Below are 25,348 nucleotides of genomic sequence, written 5' to 3'. Positions count from 1 at the left end.
TCAGAAGCCGTAAACCCGCGCCGGGTTGTCGACGAGGATCTTCTTGCGCACGCTCGCATCCGGCGCCCATACCGGAAGCTGATTGAGCAGGCGCCCGTCGTCGATCTGGTAGAGTGGCGCGATGTCGGTTGCCTTGCGACCCTCGACGCGGCTTGAATCCGGATGCGGCCAGTCGGTGCCCCAGAGGATGCGATCCGGGTTGGCCGCCATCAGGGCCTGCGCGAACGGCACCATGTCCTGATAGTCCGGCGCAAGCTTCGACGACCGGTAGGCGCCCGAAATCTTGACGTAGGCCTTGCCGGACTTCACCAGCGCGACGAGATCGGAAAAGCCTGGCTGCTCCAGGCCCTTTGAAGCTTCAAGGCCGCCGAAATGGTCGAATACGACGGGCACCGGCGCCGTCTCGACCAGGTCCTTGATCGCCGAGATCATGGCAAGTGTCGTGTAGAGCTGCACGTGCCAGCCGCGCGCCTTCATGCGCTCGACCGCGGCGGTGAAGCGCGGGCGTCCGACATTGGGATCGTTGACGCCGCCGGTCGCCAGATTGAGACGGATGCCGCGGAAACCGTCCTGATGCATCGTGTCGAGCGCGCTCTCCGGCGTCTTGTCGTCGATCACGGCGACGCCGCGTGCGGTCTCGCCGCGGGCTTTCATGCCGAACAGGGTCGACGAATTGTCGGTGCCGTAGACGCTCGGGGTGACGATCACCACGCGTTCGATATGCAGCGCCTTGTGCAGCGCGGCCATCTCCTCTGGAGACGCCGGCTCGGGCGTGTAGACGCGCCCGGCGAAGAACGGAAACTTTTGGGGATCGCCATGGATATGGGTGTGGCAGTCGCAGGCGTGCGGCGGGACGTCGAAATTGACCGGCGTCGCGGGCTGCGCGGCCCGGGCGTGGGCTCTGTTGGTCATGGCTACTCCGGCGGCGAGGGAGGCAAGCAGGACGCTACGTCGGTTGAGCACGATTTCTCTCCCCGTTTTTGTTGTTGGCAGTGGAGCCGGACAATATCACATCAGCCCGGCAGCCGCTGTGCCTCCTTGCATAGCTTGCTCGACAAGGTCGGCAAGCAGGCCTGAGCCGTCGACGCGCACCACCGGGCAGGGCAGGCCCGCCAGCCACGCTTCATCTTTTGCGAGACTGCGGCCCTCGCGATCTCCGGCTTCGTAGTGCGAGGCCCATTCGACGAACGCTTCCGTCTCGTCATGCCGCCAGCCGCCCCGTGCGATGGCGTCAGCTCCGAAATGCGCGGCCTCCCGGCCACGCAGGCGCTGCAGCCGAAGTTCGCGTGGCGTCGTTACAAAGACGACAAGGTCGAAGAACGGGACCAGCTCGTCGCCCCAGCCGGTGACGGTTCCGCTCAGCACCCAATCGAGACGTGGCAGAAACATCTCGCGGATCAGGCGCAGGCGATCGGAAGCGGGCCGCGTCGTCTGATAGGGCGGCACGGTCGGCAGCCAGAAATAGTCGTCGCTGTCGTGATGCGGCAGCGCAAGCCGGCCCGCGAGCGCGCGACCGAGCGTCGTCACCCCGGAGCCGGAGGCCCCCATCAGATGGATGCGGCGTCTTTCCATGTTCACATCCTGAGACCGGCTGAACCGGCTGGGCGACCGGCAACAGCGATTGCGACGTTTGGCGGGTGCTGGATGGAGCTCGCAGGCGGTGCGACGCCGACGCCTACTGCCCCGACGGCGTGCGCAGGCCGTGCCAGGCGTCGCGGACCTGGTGGTAATGCACCTCGGGCAAGTAGTCCGGCGTGTTCAGGCTCAGTGTCTTGACGTCGAGATGGCCGATGGCGCTGAGCAGCGTGTAGGAGGCGATGACGCGGTCGCGCATCGCGCCGATCAGGCGGGCCTTGGCCTGGATCAAATCGGCCTGCGAGTTCAGCACGTCCACCGTCGTGCGCTGTCCGCCCGCGGCCTCGCGCTGCACGCCCTGCAGCGCGACTGTCGCGGCTTTCACCTCGGACTCCGAGGCCGAGACCGTGATCTTGGCGCCCTCATTGGCAACCCAGGCGCTGACCGACGCCGTGCGCGCCTGGTTGCGCACCTGGTCGAGCACGAGCCGGCTCTGCGCCGTGATCTCCTTGGCTTGCCGGGTCTGCGCGGCGGCCTGGCCGCCGTCGTAGATCGGCGCGGTGACGCTGGCGACGATCGAGGCCTGGTCTTCGGCGAAGGTGCCGAGCGTCGGGTCGTTGTTGCGGCTCTTGCTGGCGCTGCCCTGGATGGTGGCGCTCGGCAGCAGCGCGCCTTCCGCGATGCGGATGTTGGTGGAGGCGACATCGACGTCGAAGCTGGCGGCCATCACCGCCGGATGCTGGCGGATGGCCATCGCCATGGCGTCTTCGCGGCTCTTTGGCAGATAACGGTCGACCACCTCGGCGGGCCGAAGCTGCGACGGTGAATTGCCGATCACTTGCGCATAGATCGCCTGGCTGACGGCAAGCGCCACTTCGGCGGCGTTGAGATCGGCAAGCCCGCGGTTGAGGCGCGCCTCGGCCTGCGCGCTGTCGGTCGGCGTGACATCACCGGCGTTGAGGCGGCGCTGGGTGACCGAGAGCGTTTCGCGCAGGAAGGCGACGTTGGAACGCTGCGCCTCGACCAGCGACTGGTTGGCGAGCACGTTAGTGTAGGCGGTGACCGCGTCGAGCAGGACGCCCTGGCCGACATTGCGCAGTGCCTCGCGGCCCGACTGCACTTGCAGTTCGGCGGCTCGCACGTTGTTAGCGGTGCGGAAGCCGTTGAACAGGGTCTGCGTCACGGTAACGCCGATGATCCATGGCTTCAGGTTGCCGGTCTGGATCGTGTTGTCGGGCAGTAGATTGCGCACCGATTGCAGGCCGGCGCTGAGGCTCGCCACGATCTGCGGCCGATAGCCGGCGAGGGCCTGCGGCACGTTCTCGTCCGTGGCACGTTGTCGCGCGCGTTCGGCATTGAGCTGCGGATTGGTCTGGTAGGCTTTGGCCAGCGCCTCCGGCAGGGCTTCGGCCCAGGCGGCGGAGGGCAGGGCCCAACAGAGCGCCAGCGTGGTCCATGTCGCAAGCACGGGACCCACGCCTGATCGATGCCGCGTCATCACGCGACCAGCTCTGGCGGTACGTCCAATCATGTAATCCCGCTTAACCCGGCTGTCCGCCCCCGCCGACGGTGGCCTCTTAACTGTTTAACCAGCCGAGGTCCCGCAGGCAAACTGCCGCGGGGAAAACCCCCATGTAATCCGTGCTTGTTGCAGCTTCGTCACAGGGGGCGCGCACGAACGCGGCAGAGCCTTACACCAGCCTGACCGTTTGCCGAAATTACCGGTTCTTATTCACCGGCTTGCGCTTCTCGATGAACGCCGCCATTCCCTCGGAGCGGTCCTCCAGCGCGAAGGTCGAGTGGAACAGGTTGCGCTCGGCGCTCATGCCCTCGGCCAGCGTGGTCTCGAAGGCGCGGTTCACCGCTTCCTTGGCCATCGCGACCGCGGGGCGCGACATCGACGCGATCTTCTCGGCTGCCGCCATCACTTCGTCCATCAGCTTGTCAGCTGGCACGATGCGGCTGACGAGGCCTGAACGCTCGGCTTCCGCCGCATCCATCATGCGGCCGGTGAGGCACAGATCCATTGCCTTGGACTTGCCGATCGCGCGCGTCAGGCGCTGGGTGCCGCCGATGCCGGGAATGGTGCCGAGCGTGATCTCGGGCTGGCCGAACTTCGCGGTGTCGGCGGCGATGATGAAATCGCACATCATGGCGAGCTCGCAGCCGCCGCCGAGCGCGTAGCCGGCAACCGCCGCAACCGTCGGCTTGCGGCAACGTGCGATGCGGTCGCCGCCGATCGCGGCAAAATCTTCGGAGAACATGTCGATGAAGCCCTTCGGCTGCATCTCCTTGATGTCGGCGCCGGCGGCAAAGGCCTTCTCGCTGCCGGTCACGACGATGCAGCCGATGGCGTCATCGGCCTCGAGATCGTCGACGGCAGCTGCGATCTCGCGGAAGACGCCGAAGGAGAGCGCGTTGAGCATCTTCGGCCGGTTCAGCTTGATGATGCCGACCGCGCCTATGCTTTCGACGATGATGTGTTCGAACGTGCTCATGCTCCACCCATGCTTTGATTTGGCGGGCAATGTGCCCGCTGGCGCGGTGGGCTTCAAGGGGGCGGCGAGCACAGGACGCGCGGGCCGCGCGTCCTGGCGGAACCGGCAATCAGGCCATGAACATGCGCGCGGCCGAGGCGAGCGTCAGCAGCGTGCCGACGCCGATGAAGATCTTGCCGATCAGGGAGCTCTGGTCCCAAGCGGAGCTCTGCTGGCTGCTTGCCATCACCGGTGCGGGCCGGGGCTGCGCCTCGGTTGCGGCAATCACCACCTTCTGCGGCGGCGGGCTGTCCTCCTGCAAGGCGCGGTCGATGTCGTTGAGCTGATCGGGCGCGACAACTTGACCGTCGGCAGCCGCGGCGTTGGTATTATCGGCCGCGGCCTGGACGTTGCCGTTGGCGCGGTCCGTCATGGCTGAGGCGGCAGCCGCAGTCGGGGCATCCGCGGCGAGCTGCGCATTTGCATTGGCGACAGCCGGCGGCATCTGGCTCGAGGCCGGCGTGTCATTGTCGGCCTTGTTGTCGGTCTTCGGCTGCTCGGCCTTTGCCGGGGCGTCGTTCTTGTCGGTCTTGTCGTCGGATTTCTGTGCCGTCTTGCTGCTGTTGGTGCGGCTCGACTCGTGGCGCCGGTGCTTGCTCGGCTTGGCCACGTCAGCCTGTTTGCTCGCACTGTCCGATTTGCCGCTTGTGGGCTGGTCCGGCGCGGCCTGTGCAACGCCTCCGAGCACCAAAAGGCCGGCAAGAAGAATCAATGCCGCGCGCCCGCTGGCTTTCATCATGTTGACGATCTCCCCAATTCCGCCCGTCCCGGGAACGAACAGAGACCCTGGGGCGTGACGGCAGCGGGGCAAAAAATGGGAATCTTCGCGCTACACCGGGCGAAAACGGGGCAAAGCGGGTCGATGCAGCCGGCCGCCGGGTGCGGGGCGACCCGATCGGTGTTATGAGCCGTCGCAGATGTTTCCGGCCGTGTCGGCCGCGAGTTCCGGTATGGATCACGAATTCGTGATCAGAAGGCGCCCGCGTAACAAATTGAACGTACGGCCGAATTGCATGGTGAGGGGCGCGCGTGCGCGGACGTGAGGACGAATGGACCGGCCTGATGCGGTCGGCCATGGCGGGCGATGATGCGGCGTATCATCGCCTGTTGAGGGCGGTCACGCCGGTGCTGCGCGCCGCGGCGAGGCGTGGCTTGGCGAGGGCCGGGCAACCTCCGGACCAAGCCGAGGATATCGTGCAGGAGATATTGTTGGCGGTGCACCTGAAGCGGCACACTTGGGACAGCGAGGCCCCCTTCGCGCCCTGGCTGTTTGCGATCGGGCGCAACAAGCTGATCGATGCGCTGAGGCGGCGCGGCAGACGTATCTTCGTCAACATTGACGATTTCGCCGAGACGCTGCCGGGCGAGGCACCGCAGGAGACGGCCTCGGCGGGGGAGGTCGCAGCCCAGCTCGACGCGCTGCCGCAGCGCCAGCGCGACGTGCTGCAGTCGATCGCGGTCGAGAGCGCCTCGATCAAGGACACGGCGACGAAGTTTTCGATGAGCGAAGGCGCGGTGCGGGTCGCACTGCATCGCGGACTTGCGGCACTGACTGCCAAACTGCGGGACCACTAGTTATGGATACCGATCAACTCATTCGCTCGCTCACGGCCGACAACGCCCATCGCGTGCCGCGCGTTGGCGCCGTGCTGACCATGGCGCTGCTGGTGGCCGCGCCCTTGTCGATCCTGATTTTCACGACCTTCCTCGGCGTGCGTCACGACGTGATGAGCGCGATGCGCAACCCGTTCTTCGACATGAAGTTCGCGGTGACGCTGTCGCTTGCGATTCCCGCCATCATCGTCAGCCTGCATCTGTCGCGCCCCGAAGCCCTGCTGCGGGGCTGGGGCTGGCTGCTGCTGCTCCCGGTCGGGCTGCTTGCGGTTGGGATCGGCAGCGAGGCGATGATGGCGCCGGCCATGCCGATGACGATGCGGCTGATGGGCAAGAATTCCAGGGTGTGCCTGGTCGCGATTCCCGCAATGTCGCTGCCGCTGCTCGCGGGCGCGCTGTTCGGCCTGCGCCATGGCGCGCCCTCGCGCCCCGCGCTCGCCGGTGCGCTCGCCGGCCTGGTGTCCGCCGGCCTCGCCGCGACGCTCTATGCCTCGCACTGCACCGACGACTCCCCGCTGTTCGTCGCGACCTGGTACACGATCGCGACCGCGCTGGTGACGGCGATCGGAGCAGCGGTGGGATCCAAAGTCCTGCGCTACTAACGAGCCGGCATCAGGCCGCCGGCGTCGTGCCCTGCTGCATGCGGTGGAAACGCAGCACCTGCTGTGCGGTCGAGCTGCGGAGCGCCTCGTAAGCGTCGCGCAGCGTCAGCATGTCGGTCTGCGAGCCGCCTGAAAGCTTCTCGCGCATGGCGATGATGGCGCGCACGCTCGGCCATGACATGCCCGCGACCTTGGCGAGGATCATCACGCCCTCGGTGCGGCTTTCGATCATCATGGTCTCGGCGGTCTCGACCGCGAGGCCCGCGAGCGCCGCGAGCCCCGCATTGGTTTCGTCGAACTTGCCCTGCTCGGCGAATGTGGTGACCTGGAATTCGTTGAGGCGGCCGTCTGCGTGCAGCGACTTCACCAGCGCACGGGCCGTCTCGGTGTCTTTCGTCATGGCGGCGGCGCGGACCCGCTGGGCCACTTCCTGGACGACGCTCGACACCTCGTCCGCAAGCTCCGGATGCGCGGCCTCGAGCTTCTTCCGCACGCTCGAGGACGCCTTGGCGACCAGCTTCAGATAGTGATGACGCGGCAGGTCCAGCCGCAGGCCGATGCAGGTGGCGAGGTCGTCGTCGCGTTCGGCACGCGAGACGAGATCGGTGAGGCTTCCCTCGGAGAGCCGTGCGCCCGGATTGCTGACGGCCGACTGCACCACGTCCTCGTTGCCGCGCGTCACCAGCACGTCGGTCAGCGCCTCCGACAGTACCCGCCGCAGCGAGATCGCCTTGAGATGCGCCTGGCCCCTCGTGCGCGCGATCTCGATCAAGGTCGTCTCGTCCAGCCGTTCCGATTTCGACAGCACGGGGCCGGAGACCTCGATGACCTCGTCGAGCGCGAGCGTGCGGATGATTTTCGGCGGCGCGGCCGCGATCGGTGCGAGGCGGTCGGCGAGCAGCGCCTTGGCCGAAATCTCGATCTGCTCGATCAGGCACTGGAACACGTCGTCGAAGATGCGGATGTGGTCGTCGGAATAATCCACCGCGTTGCCCACGAAGAGATCGGTCACGCGGCGCAGCGTCTCGACTCGGCGCGCGACTGTGCCGTGCGAGAGCGCAGCCTGCAACTCCTCGAGCAGATTCTCGGATGATCGCGCGGATTTGGATCTCATCGCCCTGTCCTGGAGCGTTCGGTCCGGCCTCGACTTCTGGCGCACCGGGAAAAAATGGTTTGGTCAGCTCGTTGCAATGCGGTTGCGCCCTTGCTCTTTGGCGGAATAGAGCGCGCGGTCGGCGCGCGCGAGGAACGTGTCGGCAGTATCAAGGTCGCGCAGCGTCACGACGCCCGCAGAAATGGTCACGTGCATGCCCGCGGCGAACGCGCTCCAGTCGAGATCGGCGACGATGCTGCGCAAGCGCTCGAGCGTGCGCTGTGCGGCATCACCCGACGTGTCCGGCAGCAGCAGCAGGAATTCCTCGCCGCCGTAGCGGCCGAAGCAGTCGGCCGGGCGGATGTTGGCGAAAATGGTGATCGCGAAGGTGCGCAGCACTTCGTCGCCGACGGGATGGCCGTGGGCGTCGTTGATGCGCTTGAACCAGTCGAGATCGATCAGCGCGATCGCGCAAGGCGTCGATGACTGCCGCGACTTTTCGATTTGGAGGTCGAGAAGGCGCATGATGCAGCGACGGTTGTAGGAGCCGGTGAGTTCGTCGAGCTCGGCGAGTTCCTCGATGCGTTGATAGGCGGCCTTCAGTTCGATGCTGCGACGGTACAGAATCTTGCGCAAGGTGGCGCCGAACAGGCCGAGGAAGGCGCACTGGCCGATCACCAGCACGAAGCAGAGCATCGAGGCGGTTCGCTCCAGGCGGGTCGTAACCGGCAGTCCGATCGGCAGGTCCGAGCCCAGGAAGACCAAGCCAAGCCCGCAGGTGGCAAGGCCCCAGGTGACCATCGCCTGCCTCGAAGTCATCCGCAGCGTGCCAAACGCGAAAATCAGAAACAGCACGGAGAGGAACGCGACCCCGACCGTCGGGACTGCGAGCAGAAACATCAGTTGCAGCGCCATATGCGCCGAGATCTGGAAGACGGTGAGATAATGATCCTCGAAGCGGTAGCCGAAACCGGCTTCCGACAGAACGGTGAAGGTGCCGATGATGAGGAGGCCGCCGAGCCAGAACAGCGACGGGACCGCCATGGAGACCGCCCCGCCATAGGCGTAAATCAGCAGGACCAACGCGCCCAGCGAATAGCTCGCCGCCTGGCCGATATACATCTGGCGGCGCTGGCGGACCCGGCGCGCCAAGATGCCGGGGGCCGCTGCCTCGGACGTGAGGACGATGTCCGCGACCTCAGCGGCATTCCTCTCGGGAAAGGACGTCGCGGCCGTGCTCATGGTCCCGCCAGTGGTGGATGTCTGCTTAAATCTATGTGGCAAGCCTTTAGGTTTGGTATCCTTGGGAACCGAATCCGAACCGTGCAGCACGGAACAAGGTCATAGGCGGGCGGAAGGAATTTTACCGGTGATCAGGCATCCCTTGCGACGCGATCGAGCCAAAGGCGGGCTTGGCGAGACATATGTCGTGCAGGGCTGCTATGGAATCGGGTGAGGGCGGGCGCCTGTGCCGGACAGGCCTGCCGCAGGGAAGTATCTCAGTATTATGTTACCGATCTGGATCGTGGCGGCTGATGGCCGCGGGTGGGACAAGAAAAATGCGCGTATGTGGGGTGGATCACACAGGCACCCGTACGAGTGCGGTAGCTTGAACAATTTTGCCCCCCTCGTCGAACCGTCCGCCGTATCGACCCGACCAACTTTGCGAGACGGCCATTGAGCGTGACACAGGCGGCTTCGGACGAGGTCCTCATCGCCAGGATCGCTCAAGGTGACCGGCTCGCCATGCAGGTGCTGTACGGGCGGCACCATGTCCGGGTTTACAGGTTCGGTCTCAGGCTCGTGCGTGACGAGCAGGCGGCGGAAGACCTCATAAGCGAGGTGTTTCTCGACGTATGGCGTCAAGCCGGGAAGTTCGAGGGTCGATCCGCCGTTTCCACCTGGTTGCTGGCGATCACCCGATTCAAGGCCCTATCTGCGCTCCGGCGCAGGAAGGATTTCGAGCTGGACGATGAGGCCGCCAACGCGATCGAGGATACGTCCGACGATCCGGAAATGGTGGTGCAGAAAAAGGATACCAGTGAGGCGTTGCGGGAGTGTCTGACGGGCCTCTCGCCCGACCATCGGGAAATCGTCGATCTCGTCTACTACCACGAGAAGTCCGTGGAAGAGGTGGCCGAAATCGTCGGGATACCGGAGAACACCGTGAAGACGCGCTTGTTCTATGCGCGCAAGAAACTGGCCGAACTGCTGAAGGCAGCCGGCATTGAGCGAGGCTGGCCATGATGGCTTTGAGCAAGAAGATGCTGGAGCAAGAGCCCAGTGAAATTGAACTGCTGCTGCCCTGGCACGCCGCCGGCACGCTGAACGCGCGCGATGCGCGCCGTGTCGAGGAAGCGCTGGCGCGCGAGCCGGAGCTTGCCAAGCAATATGCCGCGATCCGCGGCGAGTACGAAGAAACCATCCATCTGAACGAGAGCTTAGGTGCTCCATCGACGCGCGCGATGCAGAAGCTGTTCGCCGCGATCGACGCCGAGCCGGCGCGGGCGAGCGGCTCGCTGCCGCTGTCGGCGCGCATCTCGACCTTCTTCGCGAGCCTGTCGCCGCGCACGCTGGCCTGGTCGGCGAGCCTTGGTGCCGTCGCGCTCGTGTTGCAGGCCGGTGTCATCGGCGCCGTGCTGATGAAGAACCAGCCGGCGACTTTCCAGACCGCTTCGCTCTCGACCAGCGCGCCGATCACACGCGAGCTTGGCAGCACGGCTGCGCCGGCGCGCGCGCTGGTGCGCTTCACGCCCGAGGCGCGCATCGCCGACATCACCGGGCTGCTCGACAGCTACCACGCCTCGATCGTCGACGGGGCCAAGGGCGGCATGTTTCGCCTCCAGTTCGACAAGGCCATGAGCCAGGACGAGCTCGCTTCACTGCTCGGTAAGATGCAGCGCGAGAAGTTCGTCAACCTCGCCGTCGCAGCGCCCTAGCCGCGCCGCCAAGCCGATGACAGGCAAGTCCGATAGCAGGGTGCGCGCCGGGGTCTACGCTTCGTCGGTCGGCGCTGCACTTCTGATCGCCGCCTGCCTCGGCGTCGAGGTTGCGCAGGGGCAGGCGATCATGCGCACGCCCACGATCAGCGTGCCGACGCGAACGCCGACCATCTCTCCTAGCATCACCCCGCGCGTCAGCCCCAATATCGCCGCACGCGCGGTCAGGGTCGATCGCGGCCCGCGGACGATCGCGGCCATTCCCCACACCACGACTTTGCGCATCCGGCCGACGACGCCCGTGCTGCCCTATGCGCGCTATTCGCCGAACCTCTATGCGGCCTGCACCGCGCCCTATCCTGATGCTGACGGCGAGTGCACAGGAAAGCCGAACGCAGGCGGGCAGGGCACCGGAAAATCGGCCAAGAAAAGTGCCGGCAAGGGGCGTGGCAACAACACGTCGGTTGCAGCCTCGCGCAGCTTCGCCAACGAATTCGTGGCGGAGATCGATGGCACGCTGTCGCCCGGCGATGCCGACGAGCTTGCCCGCCGGCACGGCTTGACGCGGGTCTCCTCGGAGAGCTTCCCGCTGATCGGAGCCACGTTCGGTCTGTTCCGCATCACCGACGGCCGGCCCTACGAGACGGTGCGGCGCGAATTCGCGGCCGACGGCAGCGTGCGCTCGGTCCAGGCCAACTTCCGCTATGTGCTCCAGGACCAGAAATCGGCCCCGCCGAGCGAAGGCGATCCTGCGCAATATGCACTGACAAAACTCCGCCTGCCGCAGGCGCATACGCTGGCTCACGGCGCGAACGTCACGGTTGCCGTGATCGATTCCGGCATCGATGTCAGACATCCCGAACTCGCCAATTCCGTCGCCGACAATTTCGATGCGCTCGGCAGCACCGAGGGGCCGCACGTCCACGGCACCGGCGTCGCCGGCGCCATCGTGGCGCATGACCGGCTCATGGGCAGCGCGCCCGAGGCGCGCATCATCGCGATCCGCGCCTTCGGCGGCACCAACGGCGGCGCCGAGAGCTCGTCCTACATCATCCTACGCTCGCTGAATTACGCCGCCGAGCACGGCGCGCAGATCGTCAATATGAGCTTTGCCGGCCCAAAGGACGCGGTGATCGAGCGCGCCATCGCGGCGACCGCGGCGCGCGGCCTCGTGCTGATCGCGGCCGCCGGCAATGCAGGCGCGAAATCGCCGCCGCTCTATCCGGCCGCCAATCCCAACGTGATCGCGGTCAGCGCGACCGACCAGCAGGACAGGCTGTTCACCGCGTCCAACCGCGGCAACTACATCGCGGTCGCGGCGCCCGGGGTCGACATCTTCCTGCCGGCGACGGACGGCAAATACCAGATGACGTCGGGGACCTCGTTCTCGGCCGCCTATGTCTCCGGCGTCGCGGCGTTGCTGCTCGAGCGAAACTACGCCTTGAAGCCGGAGGCGCTGCGCATGACGCTTGCGAAGACCGCGCGCGATCTCGGCTCCCCCGGGCGTGACGAGCTTTTCGGCGATGGCCAGACCGATGCGTTCGCCGCGGTCATGGCCGTTCCCGCCGACAGCGCGACGCCGGTTGCGGCTGCGTCCGGTACAACAAAACGTGAAGATGCCGGGACACGTCGCGATCAGCCCGGCAGCCGCGCGATCGAACAACCCTCGTTGTCGAGTGCTGACGAGAAATCCACGATTTCTCAGGCGGATAGGCCGGCGGCGCGATAGCGGCTGCGACAAAGTTGCGCGCGGACCGAAGATCAAAAAAGCGACCGCCGCGTTGAACGTTCAGCCAAGTTGCCACGACCAAATTATGTGGGAGCGGTCATCCCTCCCCATCAGTCATATTAGGCGCGAGCGCCCATCCACCCCAAGCGCCCATATGGCTCGACCCGTCCGGTTGTCCCCCCGGACGGGTCTTTTCTTTTCAGAGCGTTTTTGAGCGAAGTGGGTGCCGGTTCGCGCGACGAAAGCGTCAAAACGAAAATCCAGAGCTTCCGCTCTGATTCAATTAGAACCGAAGATGTGGGCATCTTTGAAGCCTCGCGCTCGTTCAGCTTGCAGTTGAGGATCGCAGCCGCGCTCGTTGTGATCGCTCACCCGGCACGCCGCAAGCCGGTTATGCTTGTGCGAAGCTTGACTCAAAAACAAAGCAAATATCCGCACGACTACGGTGATTGACGACGAAAGCCGGGTCGTTGCTGGACAAGACAAAGCTTTTCCACAAAATATTCATGTCGCGTCTAAATTGATTCGTGTGCGTTGCGTCCCCGCGTCCGTGTTTTTCCCTGACGGGCTGGTTCATGACACATCGCCAAGAATCTGATTGCGCGCCTGTTCGCGCCGTGGCCGTTGGCCGCGACGTCGCGGCACGCTGGTGCGCTCTCGCCGAGCAGCGGCTGCAACATCTCTCCGAGATGTTCGAGACCGGCCGCTGGCGCCGTTATCATTCCGAGATCGCCTTCCTCGAAAACATCCAGGAAGCCAAGCTTGCCGTTCAGACCTGGCGCGCGCTTGCAACCGGCGGGGACGTCGCCGAGGCGGCTGCGAGCGTGAAGCCCGCGTTCGGCTGGTCGCCGGCGACGATGCCCCGCGTGTTTCCGCGCGAGCAGGCGCAGACCATGCAGCCGAAGGCCGTCCACATCGCCCCCGAGACGGCCGTGCCGGTCAGGTTCGATCCGAAGCCGGACGTTCTGGCGGAGATCACCGAAGCCCCGATCGCGCCGTTCGCCACGCCTGCGCCGCTCACGGCGCCCGCCGAGATCCCGCCGCTGAGGGCTCCCGCTGCGAGGGCGCCGTTCACTGCACCTGCCGTGAGGTCGCCGCTCGCCGCACCCGCCGCGATGGCGCCACTCACCGCGCCTGATGTGAGGCCGCCGGTCGCTGCGCCAATGGCAGCACTCCTGCCGCAGTTCGCCCCGCCCGCGGCCGAAATCGTCGCAGCCCCCGAGCGCGTGGTCGAATTCACTCTCAGCCTCGACGGTCTGGAAGCCAAGTACCCGCTGCTCAGGAACGCGTTCTAAGAGCCGTTCAGGCGCCAGCCACGCCTACCGCCGCACTGCATTCCCGCCGAGGACCACCTGCGCGAACCGCTGCGCGCCGTCCGCTGACAGGTCCGAGGTCACGGCACGGGCATGATCGAGGCCGACCACGGCGCCGCGCTGGGTCTCCGAGATCATGTTGTTGTTGACCAGTGCGATGCCGGCGCCCGGAACGACGGAGACGCCGATACCCGCCAGTGCCTTGCGGATCACGTTGCCGGTGATCGCGACATCGCGCAGATATTTGCCCCAGCCGGCGACGATGCCATAGGAAGGCGCGTTCTCGACCACGTTGCCGGTCACCGATGAATCCGCCTCGATGTAGATGCCGATCCCGGCATCGTCGTCCGGCGCGGTGCCGATCGGCCGCTTCGGGATCAGATTGCGGATGATGTTGCCCTGGACCACGGCGATGCGGCCGCCCTCGTTGAAATTGCAGACGGAGACGCCGACGGCGGCGCCATCCACTATGTTGTTGGCGATCACCGCGGCCTCGAACGCGAACTCCGAATAGAGCGCGACCTCGCGCACGTCGCTGACGCTATTGCCTGATATGTGAATGTTCGAAGCGGAGTTGCCGCGCACTGCGGAGTAGTCACAGTTCCTGATGCGGTTGCCGCGCACGATCACGTTGCCGGCACGGAAAGCGTTGATGGCGTTGCCGTACTGTCCGGAGCCGCCGGGGCCCGCCTTGATGTTCTCGATGCGGTTGTCGGCCACCAGCGTGCCGTCGTCACCGATCACGGTGCGCAGGATCTCGATGCCGTTGTCGTTGGTACCAAGGATGGTGTTGCGGGAGACGTTAAGGCCCTTGGCATCGAACGACACCACCGCCGTCACCGCGATGTCAGTGAAGATATTGCCGGAGATCTCGCCGGACACCTGCTCGAGCCAGATGCCGCTGCCGCCCGAATGCGTGATCTCGCAATCGCTGATGCGGACGTCGCGCCCGCCGAGGATTTGGATCAATCCCCGCCGCGTCGGCAGCGGAATGCCGCCGCCTTCGAAGGTGATGCCGGTGAGGCCAATCGAATTAGAGCCATCGCTCTGGATCGCCGAGGCCCCGCCAGTGAAGATGAATTTTGTCGCCCCGCGCACACCGATCAATTGCGCGCCATTTGGCAAGCGCAACAGTCCAGTGCGGTAGATGCCGGGTGGCAGCGCCAATGGCATCTGCGCCCGCGCGGCCTCGTCGATCGCACGCTGGAGCGCGCGGGTTTGGTCCTCGCTGCTGCCGGGTCGCACACCATATTGCGTGACATCGCGGCCGAGCAGCGAGGTCAGCGGCGCCGCACGCGCGGCGTCGGCGGGCATCGCGAGCGCGCCGGCGATGCCTGCGGTCGAAGCTCCGATGAGATGACGGCGATTGAGGTCCATGACGCGTCCTCCGGCGGACGCGGGCGTCCGCGCGGATTTAGGTAGCGCAAGGGCGGCTGGGACCGTGAGGATTGTTCGCGGTAGGGTTAAATGTTTACGCAGGAGAGCGGTGCCTAGGGTGGGCAAAGCGTAGCGTGCCCACGATTTGAAGACTGATGGAACGAGATGGTGGGCACGGCGCAAGTGCGCCTTTGCCCACCCAACGAAACTACGAAACCCGCGTGTTCCGCGTCTTCCTTGCCAGCCCCACCATCTCGATCAGCATCGCTTCCCCCGCATCCACCAGCTCCTCCAGCGTGATGCGCGGCGCCCCCTTGCGGCGCACCGCGCCGCTGCGCGCGAGCAGGGGAATATGGATGAACGCCGCAAGCCGCGGCCCGCCGGCCTTCACATTCTCGATCGCGCGCCAGCTCAGATAGTCGCAGAGATAGGCGCCGGCATCGCGCGAGGGCCGTGCGTCGATGCCGGTGAGCCGCGCGGCGCGCAGCAGCCTTGCGGTATGCGGGCCGAAACTCATCGCCTCCGCATTGCCGGCGATGCCGCGCTTGCTCGATCGGGTGTTGGCAGCATCGGGCCAGAGCATGGTGACGGCATTGCGCGCGCGGCTCTCGATGCGCAGATAGGGCGTACGTGCCGCGAGGCCGAACATCAGAAGTGCATCCGGCCTCACTTTCGCGAGCACATCAGGCAATTGCCGGTCGACCGCGGCATAGGTGACCGGGAAGATGTGGCTGGAGATCGCGACATCGTCGAGCGCCGGACGGCGCAGCTGCGCCAGCCGCGCCACCAGCGGCTGCGTCGGATTATGGGGTGCGCCGGGAAACGGTCCGAAGCCGGTGAGGAGAATGCGGAGTTTTTCCCTCATTGCAGCAGCTCCAGCATCTGCTCGGCGGCGAGGGCCGGCGTGAGATGACCGTCGGCGACTTCAGCCTCGATCTTCCGGACTTTCGTTCGCACCGACGCCTCGCTGCGTAAACGCGCCAGCATGCGCTGCTCCAGCATCGACCACATCCACTTCACCTGCTGCTCGCGCCGGCGCGCGGCGAAGTCGCCGGATGCGTTCATTGCCTTGCGGTGATCCAGAACCTTCTGCCAGATTTTTGCGATGCCATCGCCGGTGAGCGCCGAATAGGTCTCGACCGGCGGATGCCAATGCTCGGACCGGGGGGTGAGAATATGCAGCGCGCCGCGATAGTCGGCCGCGGTGATCTTGGCGCGCTTGAGGTTGTCGCCGTCGGCCTTGTTGATCGCGATCATGTCGGCGAGCTCGACCAGGCCCTTCTTGATGCCTTGCAGCTCGTCGCCGCCGCCCGGCAGCATAAGTGCAAGGAAGAAGTCGGTCATGTCGCAGACCGCGGTCTCGGACTGGCCAATGCCGACGGTCTCGACCAGCACGACGTCAAAGCCGGCGGCTTCGCAGAGCAGCATCGCCTCGCGCGTCTTGGCCGCGACCCCGCCGAGCGTGCCCGAGGACGGCGAGGGCCGGATGAAGGCATCGTCGGAGGCCGACAGCCGCGCCATCCGCGTCTTGTCGCCAAGGATCGAGCCGCCACTGCGCGCCGAGGACGGATCCACCGCTAGCACCGCGACCTTGTTGCCTTGCTCGATCAGGTACATGCCGAGCGCGTCGATCGTGGTGGATTTGCCGACGCCCGGCGATCCCGTGATGCCGACGCGAAACGCCTTGCCGGTGTCAGGCAGCAGCATCTGCACCAGCTCGCGCGCCAGCGCCTGGTGGTCACCCCGCCGGCTCTCCACCAGTGTGATGGCCCGCGCCAACGCCGCGCGGCTACCGTCGCGAAGCTCCTTGGCGAGGGTTTTGATGTCCAGCGAGGCCTTCTTCTCGGTCATGCCCTGCTTTACAACGCCGAGGCGGGGCAGGCGAGGGCCGCCCGCCCGATATCACCGGGATGCTGCCGCCGCCGTCTGCGCCGGTTTCACCTTGCGCCACGCCCACACCATCACCGGCCAAAGCAGGGCGCCGATGGCCATGGCGGCGAGGATGGCCGCCACCGGACGTTCGAAGAACGGCAGGATGCTGCCGTCGGACTTGATCAGCGAGGTGACAAAGGCCTGCTCGACCATGGTGCCCATGACGATGCCGAGCACCATGGCGGCGACGGGATAGCCGTTCGCCTCCATGACGTAGCCGATCACGCCGAAAGCGGCGACGGTGACGACGCCGAACATGTTGTTGCCGATCGCGAACGAGCCGACCGCGCAGCACAGCATGATGATCGGCATCACGGTCGAGCGCGGCGCCAGCAGGATGTAGGCTGCGACGCGGATCATGACGATGCCGAGCGGGATCATCATGATGTTCGCGATGATGAACATCAGGTAGATCGCGTACATGCTCGACGCCTTCTCGGTGAATAGCGTCGGACCCGGATTGAGGCCCTTCATGTAGAGCACGCCGATCGCGATCGCGGCGATGGTGTCACCGGGGATGCCGAACAGCAACGAGGGCACCCAGCCCGAGGCGATGCTGGCGTTGTTGCTGGCACCGGCCTCGACCAGGCCCTCGACATGGCCGGTGCCGAACTTTTCAGGCTCCTTGGAGAAGCGTTTCGACATCGCATAGGAAACCCAGGCGGCCATATCGGCACCGGCGCCCGGCAGCACGCCGATGATGATGCCGACGATGTTCCCGCGCGTCATCTGCCAGTGATACTGCTTGGTCAGCTTCCACTGGCCGGCCATGATGCTTCCGAATTTTCGTCGCGGCAGCGGCGGCGGCTCGGGCGTCAGCATCGCGCGCATCACCTGAGCCACCGCGAACACGCCGACCAGTGCCGGGATCGGCTCGATACCGCCGAACAGATCGGTGAGGCCGAAGGTGAAGCGCGGCACACCACCGGGATTCTCGATGCCGATGCAGGACACCAGGAGGCCGAGGAACATGCCGGCAATTGCCTTCACGGGCGAGGAGCGCGCGACCAGGGTGGCGCACATGAGGCCGAGCAGCGCCAGCCAGAAATATTCGTAGGTCGAGAACGACAACGCGATCTCGGCAAGGGGCGGCGCCAAGATCATCAGCGATAGCACGCCGGCGATGCCGCCGATCGCGGAGAACCACACGCCGGCGCCGAGCGCGAGCTCGGCCTGCCCCTTGCGCGTCATGGCATAGGCCTCGTCGGCATAGGCTGCGGAGGCGGGCGTGCCGGGAATGCGCAGCAATGCGCCCGGAATGTCACCGGAGAAGATCGCCATGGAGGACGCCGCGACGATGGTGGCGATCGCCGCGATCGGCGACAGATAGAAGGTCACGGGGACCAGCAGCGCGGTCGCCATGGTTGCCGACAGGCCCGGCAGTGAGCCGATGACGAGGCCGTACACGGAGGCTGCGAACATCGCGATGATGACCTCCCAGGTGGAGATCAGCGCGAATGCGTCAAGCAGGGTTTTCAGCATGAGATTACCAGGGCGTTGGCAACAGGCCGGCGGGAAGCGGCACGCGGAGCAGCTTGCCGAAGATGAGGTGGATTGCGAACGGCGAGAGCGCGGCGAGCGGCAGCGCCAGCTTCCACTTGGCCCCTAACGCGGTCGAGGTGACGTAGACCATGATCGCCGCCGTGATGATGAAGCCCAGACGATCGGCTGCAAGCACGTAGAACAGCAGCAGCGCCGGCGGCAGCAGGGCGCGCAGGCCGTAGAGCTTGCTCTCGAGCCTTCCTTGCGGCGGCGGCGCGGCTGCTTGGCCGTCCTCCAGCGGGATCAGTTCTTCCTCCTCCTCGAAGGAGTGGCCGATCCCGAACACGATCGCGACCCCGCACAGCGCCAGGCCGCTGCCGATCACCAGCGGAAACACGTTGGGGCCGACCGGCTGCCCCGGCACCGGCGGCAAGATCCAGCCGCCATAGGCGGCTGCCGCGCCGAGCGCGACGAGAAACGATCCCGTGACGGAGTCGGGAAGACGCATGGAGAAAAGTCCTGTCAGAATTCCGCGAGAAGCCGCGTGGATTGGGCTAGCGCATATGCCGAAAGTGTTGGGCCTGCATGGTTCGAGACGCTCGCTTTCACGGGCGCCTCACCATGACGGTCTGATATCTCGCCGCAAAACGCGACCTCATCCTGAGGGCCCGCCGCAGGCGGGCGTCTCGAAGGATGGGCTGCAAGCGAGCTACTCGCCACTTTCTTTTTCCTATGCGATAGCTCGCCGCACGCGAGGAGAGGTGAACGATCACGCCTTGCTCAGTCCCGCCGCCTTCATCGCCTCGCCCATCTGGGCGTCGCCCTTGTCCATGAAGCCGGCGAACTGGGTTGCATCGCCCCAGACGGTGCCGAAGCCGCGATTGCTCATGAAGTCCTTGAACTCGGCGGATTCGTAGACTTTCTTCAGGGCGGCCGTGAGCTTGGTTGCGATCTCGGGCGGCAGGTTCTTCGGTGCACCGATGCCGCGCCAGGCGCCGGTTGCGTAGTCGATGCCCATCGCCTCCTTCAGCGTCGGCACGTCCTTGAAGACCGGATTGCGCGCGGGTGCCATGATGGCGAGGCTCTTCGCCTTGCCTGCCTCGATGATCGCACGCGCCTCCGGCACCGAGCAGGTGGTGAGGTCGAGGCCGCCGGCGGCCAGATCCTGCATCGCGGGCGCCGCGCCGTTCGACGGCACCCAGGCGACCTGGTTGGCGGGCAGGCCCATCGCCTGCATCCAGCCGACCAGCGCCAGATGCCAGATGCCGCCCTGGCCGGTGCCCGAAGCCTTGAACTTGCCGGGAGCAGCGGCCTTGATCGCCTCGGCAAGCTCCTTGACCGTCTTGTAGGGCGAGGAGGAGGAGACCTGGATGCCCGGGGGGTCCTCGTTCATCAGGGCCAGCGGCGTGTAGCTCTTCGGCGTCAGCTCGGTAAGGCCCTGCCAGTGCATCATCGAGATTTCCACGGTCAGCATGCCGATGGTGTAGCCGTCGGGCTGAGCAGTCGCGATCGCGCTATGGCCGACCACGCCGGAGCCGCCGGTGCGGTTGACCACGTTGAAGGGCTGGCCGAGGTCCTTTTCCAGGAGCGCGGCGACAATGCGCGCGGTCGCATCGGTTCCGCCGCCAGCGCCCCAGGGCACGATCACGGTGACCGGGCGGGCCGGATAGGCTTGTGCGAGTGCGGGTTTGAATCCGAAAGCGGCGGATGCCGCGACTGCGGCCGTTGAAGCCGCAAAGGTGCGGCGCGAAATCTTGGACATTGAATGCCTCCCAGCGGCGCCCGTGACGTCGGGCGCTCTTGTCAATGACGACATTCTAGTCGGCTTTGCAGCGACGCCGCAAGGTAGCGCTACCAACGAGATCGACATGTTGTGTGAAAACTGCATGCCCGTCGGATGGGCAGTCGGAAATCGGGTGGGTTTTGCCCGCACGCGCCGTCAATCTGCGCGCGTAACGAAGCCAAAGGCAAAGCCATCGATGACCCAAGCGTATTACAGCGCCGTACTGGACCACCCGCTCGACGAAGTCTGGTCGCTGATCCGCGATTTCAACAACTATCCCGCTTATATCGACGGCGTGAGCGAGAGCGTGATCGAAGACGACAAGCGCGGCGATGAAGTCGGTGCCATCAGACGCTTCTGCTATCTCGGAAGCTGGATCCGCCAACGCCTGGTCGATCACTCGGACCGGCAGCACACCTTGACCTATGCCGGACTCGAAGCGCTGCCGTATCCCCAAGCTGACGGACCCCAGATGCCGGCATCGACGCGCTATCAAGGCACCATGCATCTGCGCCCGATCACCGAGGGCGACCGTACTCTCATCGAATGGTCGGTCGCGCTCGATACCGAACCTGCGGACGCCGATCGCTGGCAAGCCCTGTTTGCGTCCTGGATTCCCGGTTGGACGGATTCGCTGGCGCGGACGCTGGCCCGGGCCAGTTAGTGGTCGCTCACGGCGCGTCCGCGTCGCCCGTCGGCCGCGCGCCCCCGAAGATGCGCGCTGCAAACCGTGGCGATAACGAGCGCGCGCATGAACATTGGCGCGAGACACATCACGCAAAGTCCTTCTTGTCGGAATAGCGAGGCGGCGGCTACTCCGCCGCCTCGCTATGCCCCAGCCGTGCATTCAGCTTGCGGATCAGCTCCTCGGCGGCATCCGCAATTACCGTGCCCGGCGGGAAGATCGCCTCGGCCCCCGCGGCATAGAGCGCGTCGTAATCCTGCGGCGGCACCACGCCGCCGACGATGATCATGATGTCGTCGCGGCCCTGCTTCTTCAACGCGGCCTTCAGCTCCGGCACGGCGGTGAGGTGGGCCGCGGCGAGCGAGGAGACGCCGAGGATGTGGACGTCGTTCTCGACTGCCTGCCGGGCCGCTTCGTCGGCGGTCGCAAACAGCGGCCCGATATCGACGTCGAAGCCGATGTCGGCGAAGGCCGACGCAATCACCTTCTGGCCGCGGTCGTGGCCGTCCTGGCCGATCTTGGCGACCAGGATGCGCGGGCGGCGGCCTTCGGCCTCCTCGAAGGCGTCGATCAGCGCCTGAACCTTCTCGACCTGATTGCCCATGCTGGACGCCTCCCGCTTGTAGACGCCGGTGATGGATTTGATCTCGGCGCGGTGCCGGCCGAACACCTTCTCCATCGCGTCCGAAATCTCGCCGACCGTCGCCTTCGCCCGCGCCGCGTCGATGGCGAGCGCGAGCAGATTGCCGTTGCCTTCGCCGGCCGAACGCGTGATCGCCGCGAGCGCAGCATCGACGTCCTTCTGGTTGCGTTCGCTCTTCAGCCGCGTCAGCTTGTCGATCTGCAGCCGGCGGACATTGGAGTTGTCGACCTTGAGAATGTCGATTCTGTCCTCGTCGGTCGGCTTGTACTTATTGACGCCGATCACCGCCTGCTTGCCGGCATCGATGCGGGCCTGCGTCTTGGCCGAGGCCTCCTCGATACGCAGCTTCGGCAGGCCGGCCTCGATCGCCTTGGCCATGCCGCCGAGCTCCTCGACCTCCTGGATGTGGGCCCAGGCCTTCGCCGCGAGGTCGCGCGTGAGCCGCTCGACATAATACGAGCCGCCCCAGGGGTCGATGATGCGGGTTGTGCCGCTCTCCTGCTGCAGGAACAGTTGCGTGTTGCGGGCGATGCGCGCCGAGAAATCGGTCGGCAGCGCCAGCGCTTCGTCGAGCGCATTGGTGTGCAGCGACTGGGTGTGGCCTTGCGTCGCCGCCATCGCCTCCACCGTCGTGCGCATCACGTTGTTGAAGACATCCTGCGCGGTCAGCGACCAGCCCGAGGTCTGGCTATGCGTGCGCAGCGAGAGCGAGCGCGGGTCTTTCGGATTGAAGGGCTTCAAGAGCTTGGCCCAGAGCAGGCGCGCGGCGCGCAGCTTGGCGACTTCCATGAAGAAGTTCATGCCGATCGCCCAGAAGAACGACAGGCGCGGTGCGAAGCGATCGACATCGAGGCCGGCGGCAAGGCCGGCGCGCAGATATTCGACGCCGTCGGCGAGCGTATAGGCGAGCTCAAGGTCCTGCGTCGCGCCGGCCTCCTGCATGTGATAGCCGGAGATCGAGATCGAATTGTATTTCGGCATCTTTTGCGAGGTGTAGGCGAAGATGTCCGAGATGATCCGCATCGAAGGCGTGGGCGGATAGATGTAGGTGTTGCGCACCATGAACTCTTTCAGAATGTCATTCTGAATGGTGCCCGACAGCTTCTCCGGCGGCACGCCCTGTTCCTCGGCGGCCGCGACGTAGAGCGCGAGGATCGGTAGCACCGCGCCGTTCATGGTCATGGACACGCTCATCTGGTCGAGCGGAATCCCTGCGAACAGCGTGCGCATGTCGTAGATGGAATCGATGGCAACGCCCGCCATGCCGACGTCGCCGCCGACGCGCGGATGATCGCTGTCATAGCCGCGGTGGGTGGCGAGGTCGAACGCGACGGAAAGGCCCTTCTGTCCGGCCGCCAGGTTGCGACGGTAGAACGCGTTGGAATCCTCCGCCGTGGAGAAGCCGGCATATTGCCTGACCGTCCAGGGCTGGTTGACATACATGGTCGGGTAGGGGCCGCGCAGATAAGGCGCGATGCCCGGATAGGTCTCGAGGAAATCGAGCCCGGCCAGATCAGCCTCGCCATAGGCAGGCTTCACCAGAATGCCCTCGGGCGTCAGCCACGGCTCGGCGTCGCCGGTCGGCGTGCCGGTGGCGGCTCGCTCGAAGGCGACGTTGGCGAAATTGGGAATGCGGCTCATGGCTTCAACCATATCATCAATCATGATCCGGATGCTGATGGCTGACGATGGTCGCCATCTTCTCCGGTCCGTAATTCTGTTGCGTGGTCTGGCTCGGCAAATTGGCGATGCCGACGACCCAGCCGAGGCGGGACTCGGTGCCGAACTGCCGCGTCGGGATCACCCGGTCGGGGCGGTCGAAGGCTCCGGTCATGATCTCGATTCGGTCGCCGTCGATGCGGCCGAAGCTCAGCGGCGTGCCGCACGCCGCGCAAAAGCCGCGCTCGGCGATCGAGGAGGAGCGAAAGAACGACGGCTGTCCCTTGGTCCACGCAAAATCGGTCTTGGTGATGTCGGCAAAGGAGGCGAACGGCGCACCGGCCGCCTTCTGGCACATCCGACAGTGACAGATCGAGACTCTGTTCGGCGCCGTCGTGACTCCGAAGCGTACCGCCCCGCATTGGCAGCCGCCGGTGAGAACGGGTTTGCTGGTGTCGTTCATGGCTGCTCCATCCGTCGATAGGCGTCTTGCAGTGTCGCAAGCGCATCGCCGCCGGCGAAGACGAAACCGGTGACGCCGGCCGCGCGCAAGGCCGCCTCGGCATCGGCCGGGCGGCCTGCCAGATAGATATGTCTGCAGCCTGCCGTTTGCAGGGCCCGGGCAGCGAGTTCCGCCTGACCGGCATAGACCTTGTCGCTCGAACAGAGGCAAGCAAGCTCGGCGCCGGACGCCTTGAAAGCGGCCGCCAGCTTGGCCGGATCGGCAAAGCCCTCGGTGTCGACGGTCTGGATGCCGCCGGCCTCGAAGAAGCTTTTCGCGAAGGTCGCCCGCGCGGTGAAATCGGCGGGCGTGCCGAGATTGGCCAGAAATACTTTCGGCCGCGCGCCGCGCAACCTAAGCGCCGCATCGGACTTGTCGCGCAGCGCCTCGAACGGTTGCGCAAGCCGGATCGGCGGCAGCGCATCGAACTTGTATTTTTGCTCGCCGTACGGTGCTAGCGCAACCGGGGTCGCTTTGAGCACGTTCGTTTCGCTCTCGTGCAGGTTCGGAAACTCGCTGGCGCCCGTCAGCACGTCGCGGCGTTTTGCGATGTTGGCGTCACGCGCTTTGCGAGCGGCCGCGACCTTGCTCTGGAACAGGCCTTGCTGAAGCGCGGCAAACGCGCCGCCGGCTCTCTCGCTCTCCTGAAATAGAGCCCACGCCGCCTCGCACAGTTGCGCCGTCAGCGTCTCGATGCCGCCGCTGCCTGCCGCGGGATCGCTGACCTTGGCAAGGTTGCTCTCTTCCAGCAGCAGGGCTTGCGTGTTGCGCGCCACGCGCCGCGCGAAGGGATCGGGCAGGCCAAGCGCCAGCGTGTGCGGCAGCACGGTGATCGCGTTGGCGCCGGCGAGCCCGGCGGCGAACGTCGCGATGGTCGCCCGCAGCATGTTCACGTAGGGGTCGCGCTGCGTCAACATGCGCCAGGCGGTATCGGCGGCGATGAACAGCGGTTTTGGCGTCAGCCCGCACGCCGTCTCGATGCGGGCCCACAGCAGCCGCAATGCGCGGAATTTTGCCATGGTGAGAAACTGATCTGCATCCGCGGCAAGCCGCGCGTAGACCATGCCCTGCGCCTGCTCAAGCGGAACGCCGGCGCCCTCGATGGCGCGCAAATAGGCGACGCCGCAGGCGAGCACAAAGGCGAGCTCCTGCACCTCCGAGCCGCCGGCGTCGTGGATCACGCGTCCATCGGCCGAGGCAAACGGTCCCTTGAAGCCGAGCCCGGCGAGCCCCTTGATGGCGCCGGCGACGGCCGGGATAATTTCCTCCCACGTATAGGGGCTATGGCCCCACACCGCGGCGGCTGCGAGCGGATCGAGCCCGAAGCGGATGTCGCAGGCGGCGGGGTCAAGGCCGCGGCTCTTCACATATTCCGCGACATGGATCGCGGCCATCCGCGACTGCGGCCCGATCTGGAGTTCGAGGCCGATGCCGGCATCGAGGTGAATGTCCTTCAAAACTCTTGCGACCGCCTCGGCCGACGGTTCCAGGCCGAAACCATGAGCGCCGCTGCCGCCGGCGAACACCAGCGCGAGCCCGGTCGCGCCGTTCTCGAGATCGGTGAGGGCCTGCGCATTGGCGAGCGCCGCATCGGGATGGTCGATCCGCTGGATGATCTGCCAGGGCGCGGCGGCCGGCCGCCCCACCACGGGCTCAACGCCTCTGGCGCGCGGATAGAGCGGCTCGATCTTGATTCCGTCATAGGTCTTGCCGACCAGCTTTTCGAACGGCGCGCCCTTCAGCACGCCGTCGACCAGCTTGCGCCAGTCTTCGACGGTTGCTTGGGGAAAATCCGCCGCCAGCGGCAGGTCGTCAGTCACGGAGGTCATGCGGCGAGGGGCTCCCGAAAATCTGGTTATTCGCAGGCGAAATTGCCACGGCGG

At 65.8% G+C, this 25,348-nt stretch carries 24 protein-coding genes; 8 read left to right on the top strand and 16 right to left on the bottom strand.

What is annotated here, in order from left to right:
- The 5 genes from IVB28_RS22920 to IVB28_RS22900 form a co-directional block, all read right to left on the bottom strand.
- Positions 1-963 (bottom strand): amidohydrolase family protein, encoded by a 963-nt coding sequence (locus tag IVB28_RS22920; protein ID WP_247529231.1) that lies wholly within the window; start codon positions 961-963, stop codon positions 1-3.
- 45 nt (positions 964-1,008) lie between these two features.
- Positions 1,009-1,572 carry a hypothetical protein gene (locus IVB28_RS22915; protein ID WP_247529230.1) on the bottom strand — a complete coding sequence of 188 codons (564 nt, stop codon included), beginning with the start codon at positions 1,570-1,572 and terminating at the stop codon, positions 1,009-1,011.
- 103 nt (positions 1,573-1,675) lie between these two features.
- The gene (locus IVB28_RS22910) at positions 1,676-3,073 is read right to left on the bottom strand and encodes a TolC family outer membrane protein (protein ID WP_247529228.1); all 1,398 of its coding nucleotides are present in this window, start codon (positions 3,071-3,073) and stop codon (positions 1,676-1,678) included.
- A 220-nt stretch (positions 3,074-3,293) separates the two neighbouring features.
- Positions 3,294-4,073, bottom strand: coding sequence for an enoyl-CoA hydratase (locus IVB28_RS22905; RefSeq protein ID WP_247529226.1), 780 nt, complete (start codon positions 4,071-4,073; stop codon positions 3,294-3,296).
- A gap of 109 nt (positions 4,074-4,182) precedes the next feature.
- Entirely contained in the window at positions 4,183-4,851 is a 669-nt protein-coding gene (locus IVB28_RS22900; protein ID WP_247529225.1) for a hypothetical protein, read from the bottom strand.
- Between the two features lie 290 nt (positions 4,852-5,141).
- Between IVB28_RS22900 and IVB28_RS22895 the strand changes: the two genes are divergently transcribed.
- Together IVB28_RS22895 and IVB28_RS22890 are read left to right on the top strand one after the other, a co-directional pair.
- Positions 5,142-5,687 (top strand): sigma-70 family RNA polymerase sigma factor, encoded by a 546-nt coding sequence (locus tag IVB28_RS22895; RefSeq protein ID WP_247529223.1) that lies wholly within the window; start codon positions 5,142-5,144, stop codon positions 5,685-5,687.
- 2 nt (positions 5,688-5,689) lie between these two features.
- Positions 5,690-6,328, top strand: coding sequence for a DUF1109 domain-containing protein (locus tag IVB28_RS22890; protein ID WP_247529221.1), 639 nt, complete (start codon positions 5,690-5,692; stop codon positions 6,326-6,328).
- 10 nt (positions 6,329-6,338) lie between these two features.
- Here the strand turns inward: IVB28_RS22890 and IVB28_RS22885 are convergent, their stop codons facing one another.
- Together IVB28_RS22885 and IVB28_RS22880 are read right to left on the bottom strand one after the other, a co-directional pair.
- Complete coding sequence (locus IVB28_RS22885; protein WP_247529218.1) at positions 6,339-7,442, bottom strand: DUF2336 domain-containing protein; 1,104 nt, start codon at positions 7,440-7,442, stop codon at positions 6,339-6,341.
- Between the two features lie 63 nt (positions 7,443-7,505).
- A complete protein-coding gene (locus tag IVB28_RS22880) occupies positions 7,506-8,663 on the bottom strand; it encodes a sensor domain-containing diguanylate cyclase (protein WP_247529217.1) in 1,158 nt (385 codons plus the stop codon).
- A 435-nt stretch (positions 8,664-9,098) separates the two neighbouring features.
- Between IVB28_RS22880 and IVB28_RS22875 the strand changes: the two genes are divergently transcribed.
- The 5 genes from IVB28_RS22875 (at position 9,099) to IVB28_RS22855 (ending at position 13,384) form a co-directional block, all read left to right on the top strand.
- Positions 9,099-9,668, top strand: coding sequence for a sigma-70 family RNA polymerase sigma factor (locus IVB28_RS22875; protein WP_247529215.1), 570 nt, complete (start codon positions 9,099-9,101; stop codon positions 9,666-9,668).
- Positions 9,665-10,360 (top strand): hypothetical protein, encoded by a 696-nt coding sequence (locus IVB28_RS22870; RefSeq protein WP_247529213.1) that lies wholly within the window; start codon positions 9,665-9,667, stop codon positions 10,358-10,360. Before IVB28_RS22875 ends, IVB28_RS22870 begins: the two co-directional genes overlap by 4 nt.
- Before the next feature lie 16 nt (positions 10,361-10,376).
- On the top strand, positions 10,377-12,089 hold the full coding sequence (locus IVB28_RS22865; RefSeq protein ID WP_247529211.1) for a S8 family serine peptidase: 1,713 nt from the start codon (positions 10,377-10,379) through the stop codon (positions 12,087-12,089).
- 210 nt (positions 12,090-12,299) lie between these two features.
- Positions 12,300-12,542, top strand: a complete 243-nt coding sequence (locus IVB28_RS22860) for a hypothetical protein (protein WP_247529209.1) — start codon at positions 12,300-12,302, stop codon at positions 12,540-12,542.
- A 164-nt stretch (positions 12,543-12,706) separates the two neighbouring features.
- A complete protein-coding gene (locus IVB28_RS22855; RefSeq protein ID WP_247530140.1) occupies positions 12,707-13,384 on the top strand; it encodes a TIGR03809 family protein in 678 nt (225 codons plus the stop codon).
- Positions 13,385-13,408: 24 nt separating this feature from the next.
- Here IVB28_RS22855 and IVB28_RS22850 read toward each other — a convergent pair whose 3' ends face one another.
- The 6 genes from IVB28_RS22850 to IVB28_RS22825 all read right to left on the bottom strand — a co-directional run bounded on the left by IVB28_RS22850 (position 13,409) and on the right by IVB28_RS22825 (position 19,955).
- Positions 13,409-14,779: a TIGR03808 family TAT-translocated repetitive protein gene (locus IVB28_RS22850; RefSeq protein ID WP_247529207.1), complete on the bottom strand. Its 1,371-nt coding sequence runs from the start codon at positions 14,777-14,779 to the stop codon at positions 13,409-13,411.
- 208 nt (positions 14,780-14,987) lie between these two features.
- A complete protein-coding gene (locus IVB28_RS22845) occupies positions 14,988-15,644 on the bottom strand; it encodes a pyroglutamyl-peptidase I (RefSeq protein WP_247529205.1) in 657 nt (218 codons plus the stop codon).
- A complete protein-coding gene (meaB, locus tag IVB28_RS22840) occupies positions 15,641-16,630 on the bottom strand; it encodes a methylmalonyl Co-A mutase-associated GTPase MeaB (protein ID WP_247529202.1) in 990 nt (329 codons plus the stop codon). The genes IVB28_RS22845 and meaB overlap by 4 nt, the downstream gene beginning before the upstream one ends.
- A 51-nt stretch (positions 16,631-16,681) precedes the next feature.
- A complete protein-coding gene (locus tag IVB28_RS22835; protein WP_247529200.1) occupies positions 16,682-18,193 on the bottom strand; it encodes a tripartite tricarboxylate transporter permease in 1,512 nt (503 codons plus the stop codon).
- Between the two features lie 4 nt (positions 18,194-18,197).
- Positions 18,198-18,701: a tripartite tricarboxylate transporter TctB family protein gene (locus IVB28_RS22830; RefSeq protein WP_247529198.1), complete on the bottom strand. Its 504-nt coding sequence runs from the start codon at positions 18,699-18,701 to the stop codon at positions 18,198-18,200.
- 261 nt (positions 18,702-18,962) lie between these two features.
- Positions 18,963-19,955, bottom strand: a complete 993-nt coding sequence (locus tag IVB28_RS22825; protein WP_247529197.1) for a tripartite tricarboxylate transporter substrate binding protein — start codon at positions 19,953-19,955, stop codon at positions 18,963-18,965.
- A gap of 22 nt (positions 19,956-19,977) precedes the next feature.
- On the opposite strand from IVB28_RS22825, the gene IVB28_RS22820 reads away from it, so the two are divergent.
- A complete protein-coding gene (locus tag IVB28_RS22820) occupies positions 19,978-20,640 on the top strand; it encodes an SRPBCC family protein (RefSeq protein ID WP_247529196.1) in 663 nt (220 codons plus the stop codon).
- A gap of 148 nt (positions 20,641-20,788) precedes the next feature.
- Here IVB28_RS22820 and scpA read toward each other — a convergent pair whose 3' ends face one another.
- The 3 genes from scpA to IVB28_RS22805 are packed head-to-tail and all read right to left on the bottom strand — an operon-like array spanning position 20,789 to position 25,294.
- Entirely contained in the window at positions 20,789-22,945 is a 2,157-nt protein-coding gene (gene scpA / locus IVB28_RS22815) for a methylmalonyl-CoA mutase (protein WP_247530139.1), read from the bottom strand.
- 16 nt (positions 22,946-22,961) lie between these two features.
- On the bottom strand, positions 22,962-23,426 hold the full coding sequence (locus tag IVB28_RS22810) for a GFA family protein (protein ID WP_247529195.1): 465 nt from the start codon (positions 23,424-23,426) through the stop codon (positions 22,962-22,964).
- Positions 23,423-25,294, bottom strand: coding sequence for a methylmalonyl-CoA mutase family protein (locus IVB28_RS22805; protein WP_247529194.1), 1,872 nt, complete (start codon positions 25,292-25,294; stop codon positions 23,423-23,425). The genes IVB28_RS22810 and IVB28_RS22805 overlap by 4 nt, the downstream gene beginning before the upstream one ends.
- Between the last annotated feature and the right edge of the window lie 54 nt (positions 25,295-25,348).

Source organism: Bradyrhizobium sp. 199 (assembly GCF_023073355.1).
In the GTDB taxonomy this organism is placed as follows: Bacteria; Pseudomonadota; Alphaproteobacteria; order Rhizobiales; family Xanthobacteraceae; genus Bradyrhizobium.
Note: the sequence above shows the minus strand (reverse complement) of the source record. Positions and strands in the feature narration are given on the sequence as shown.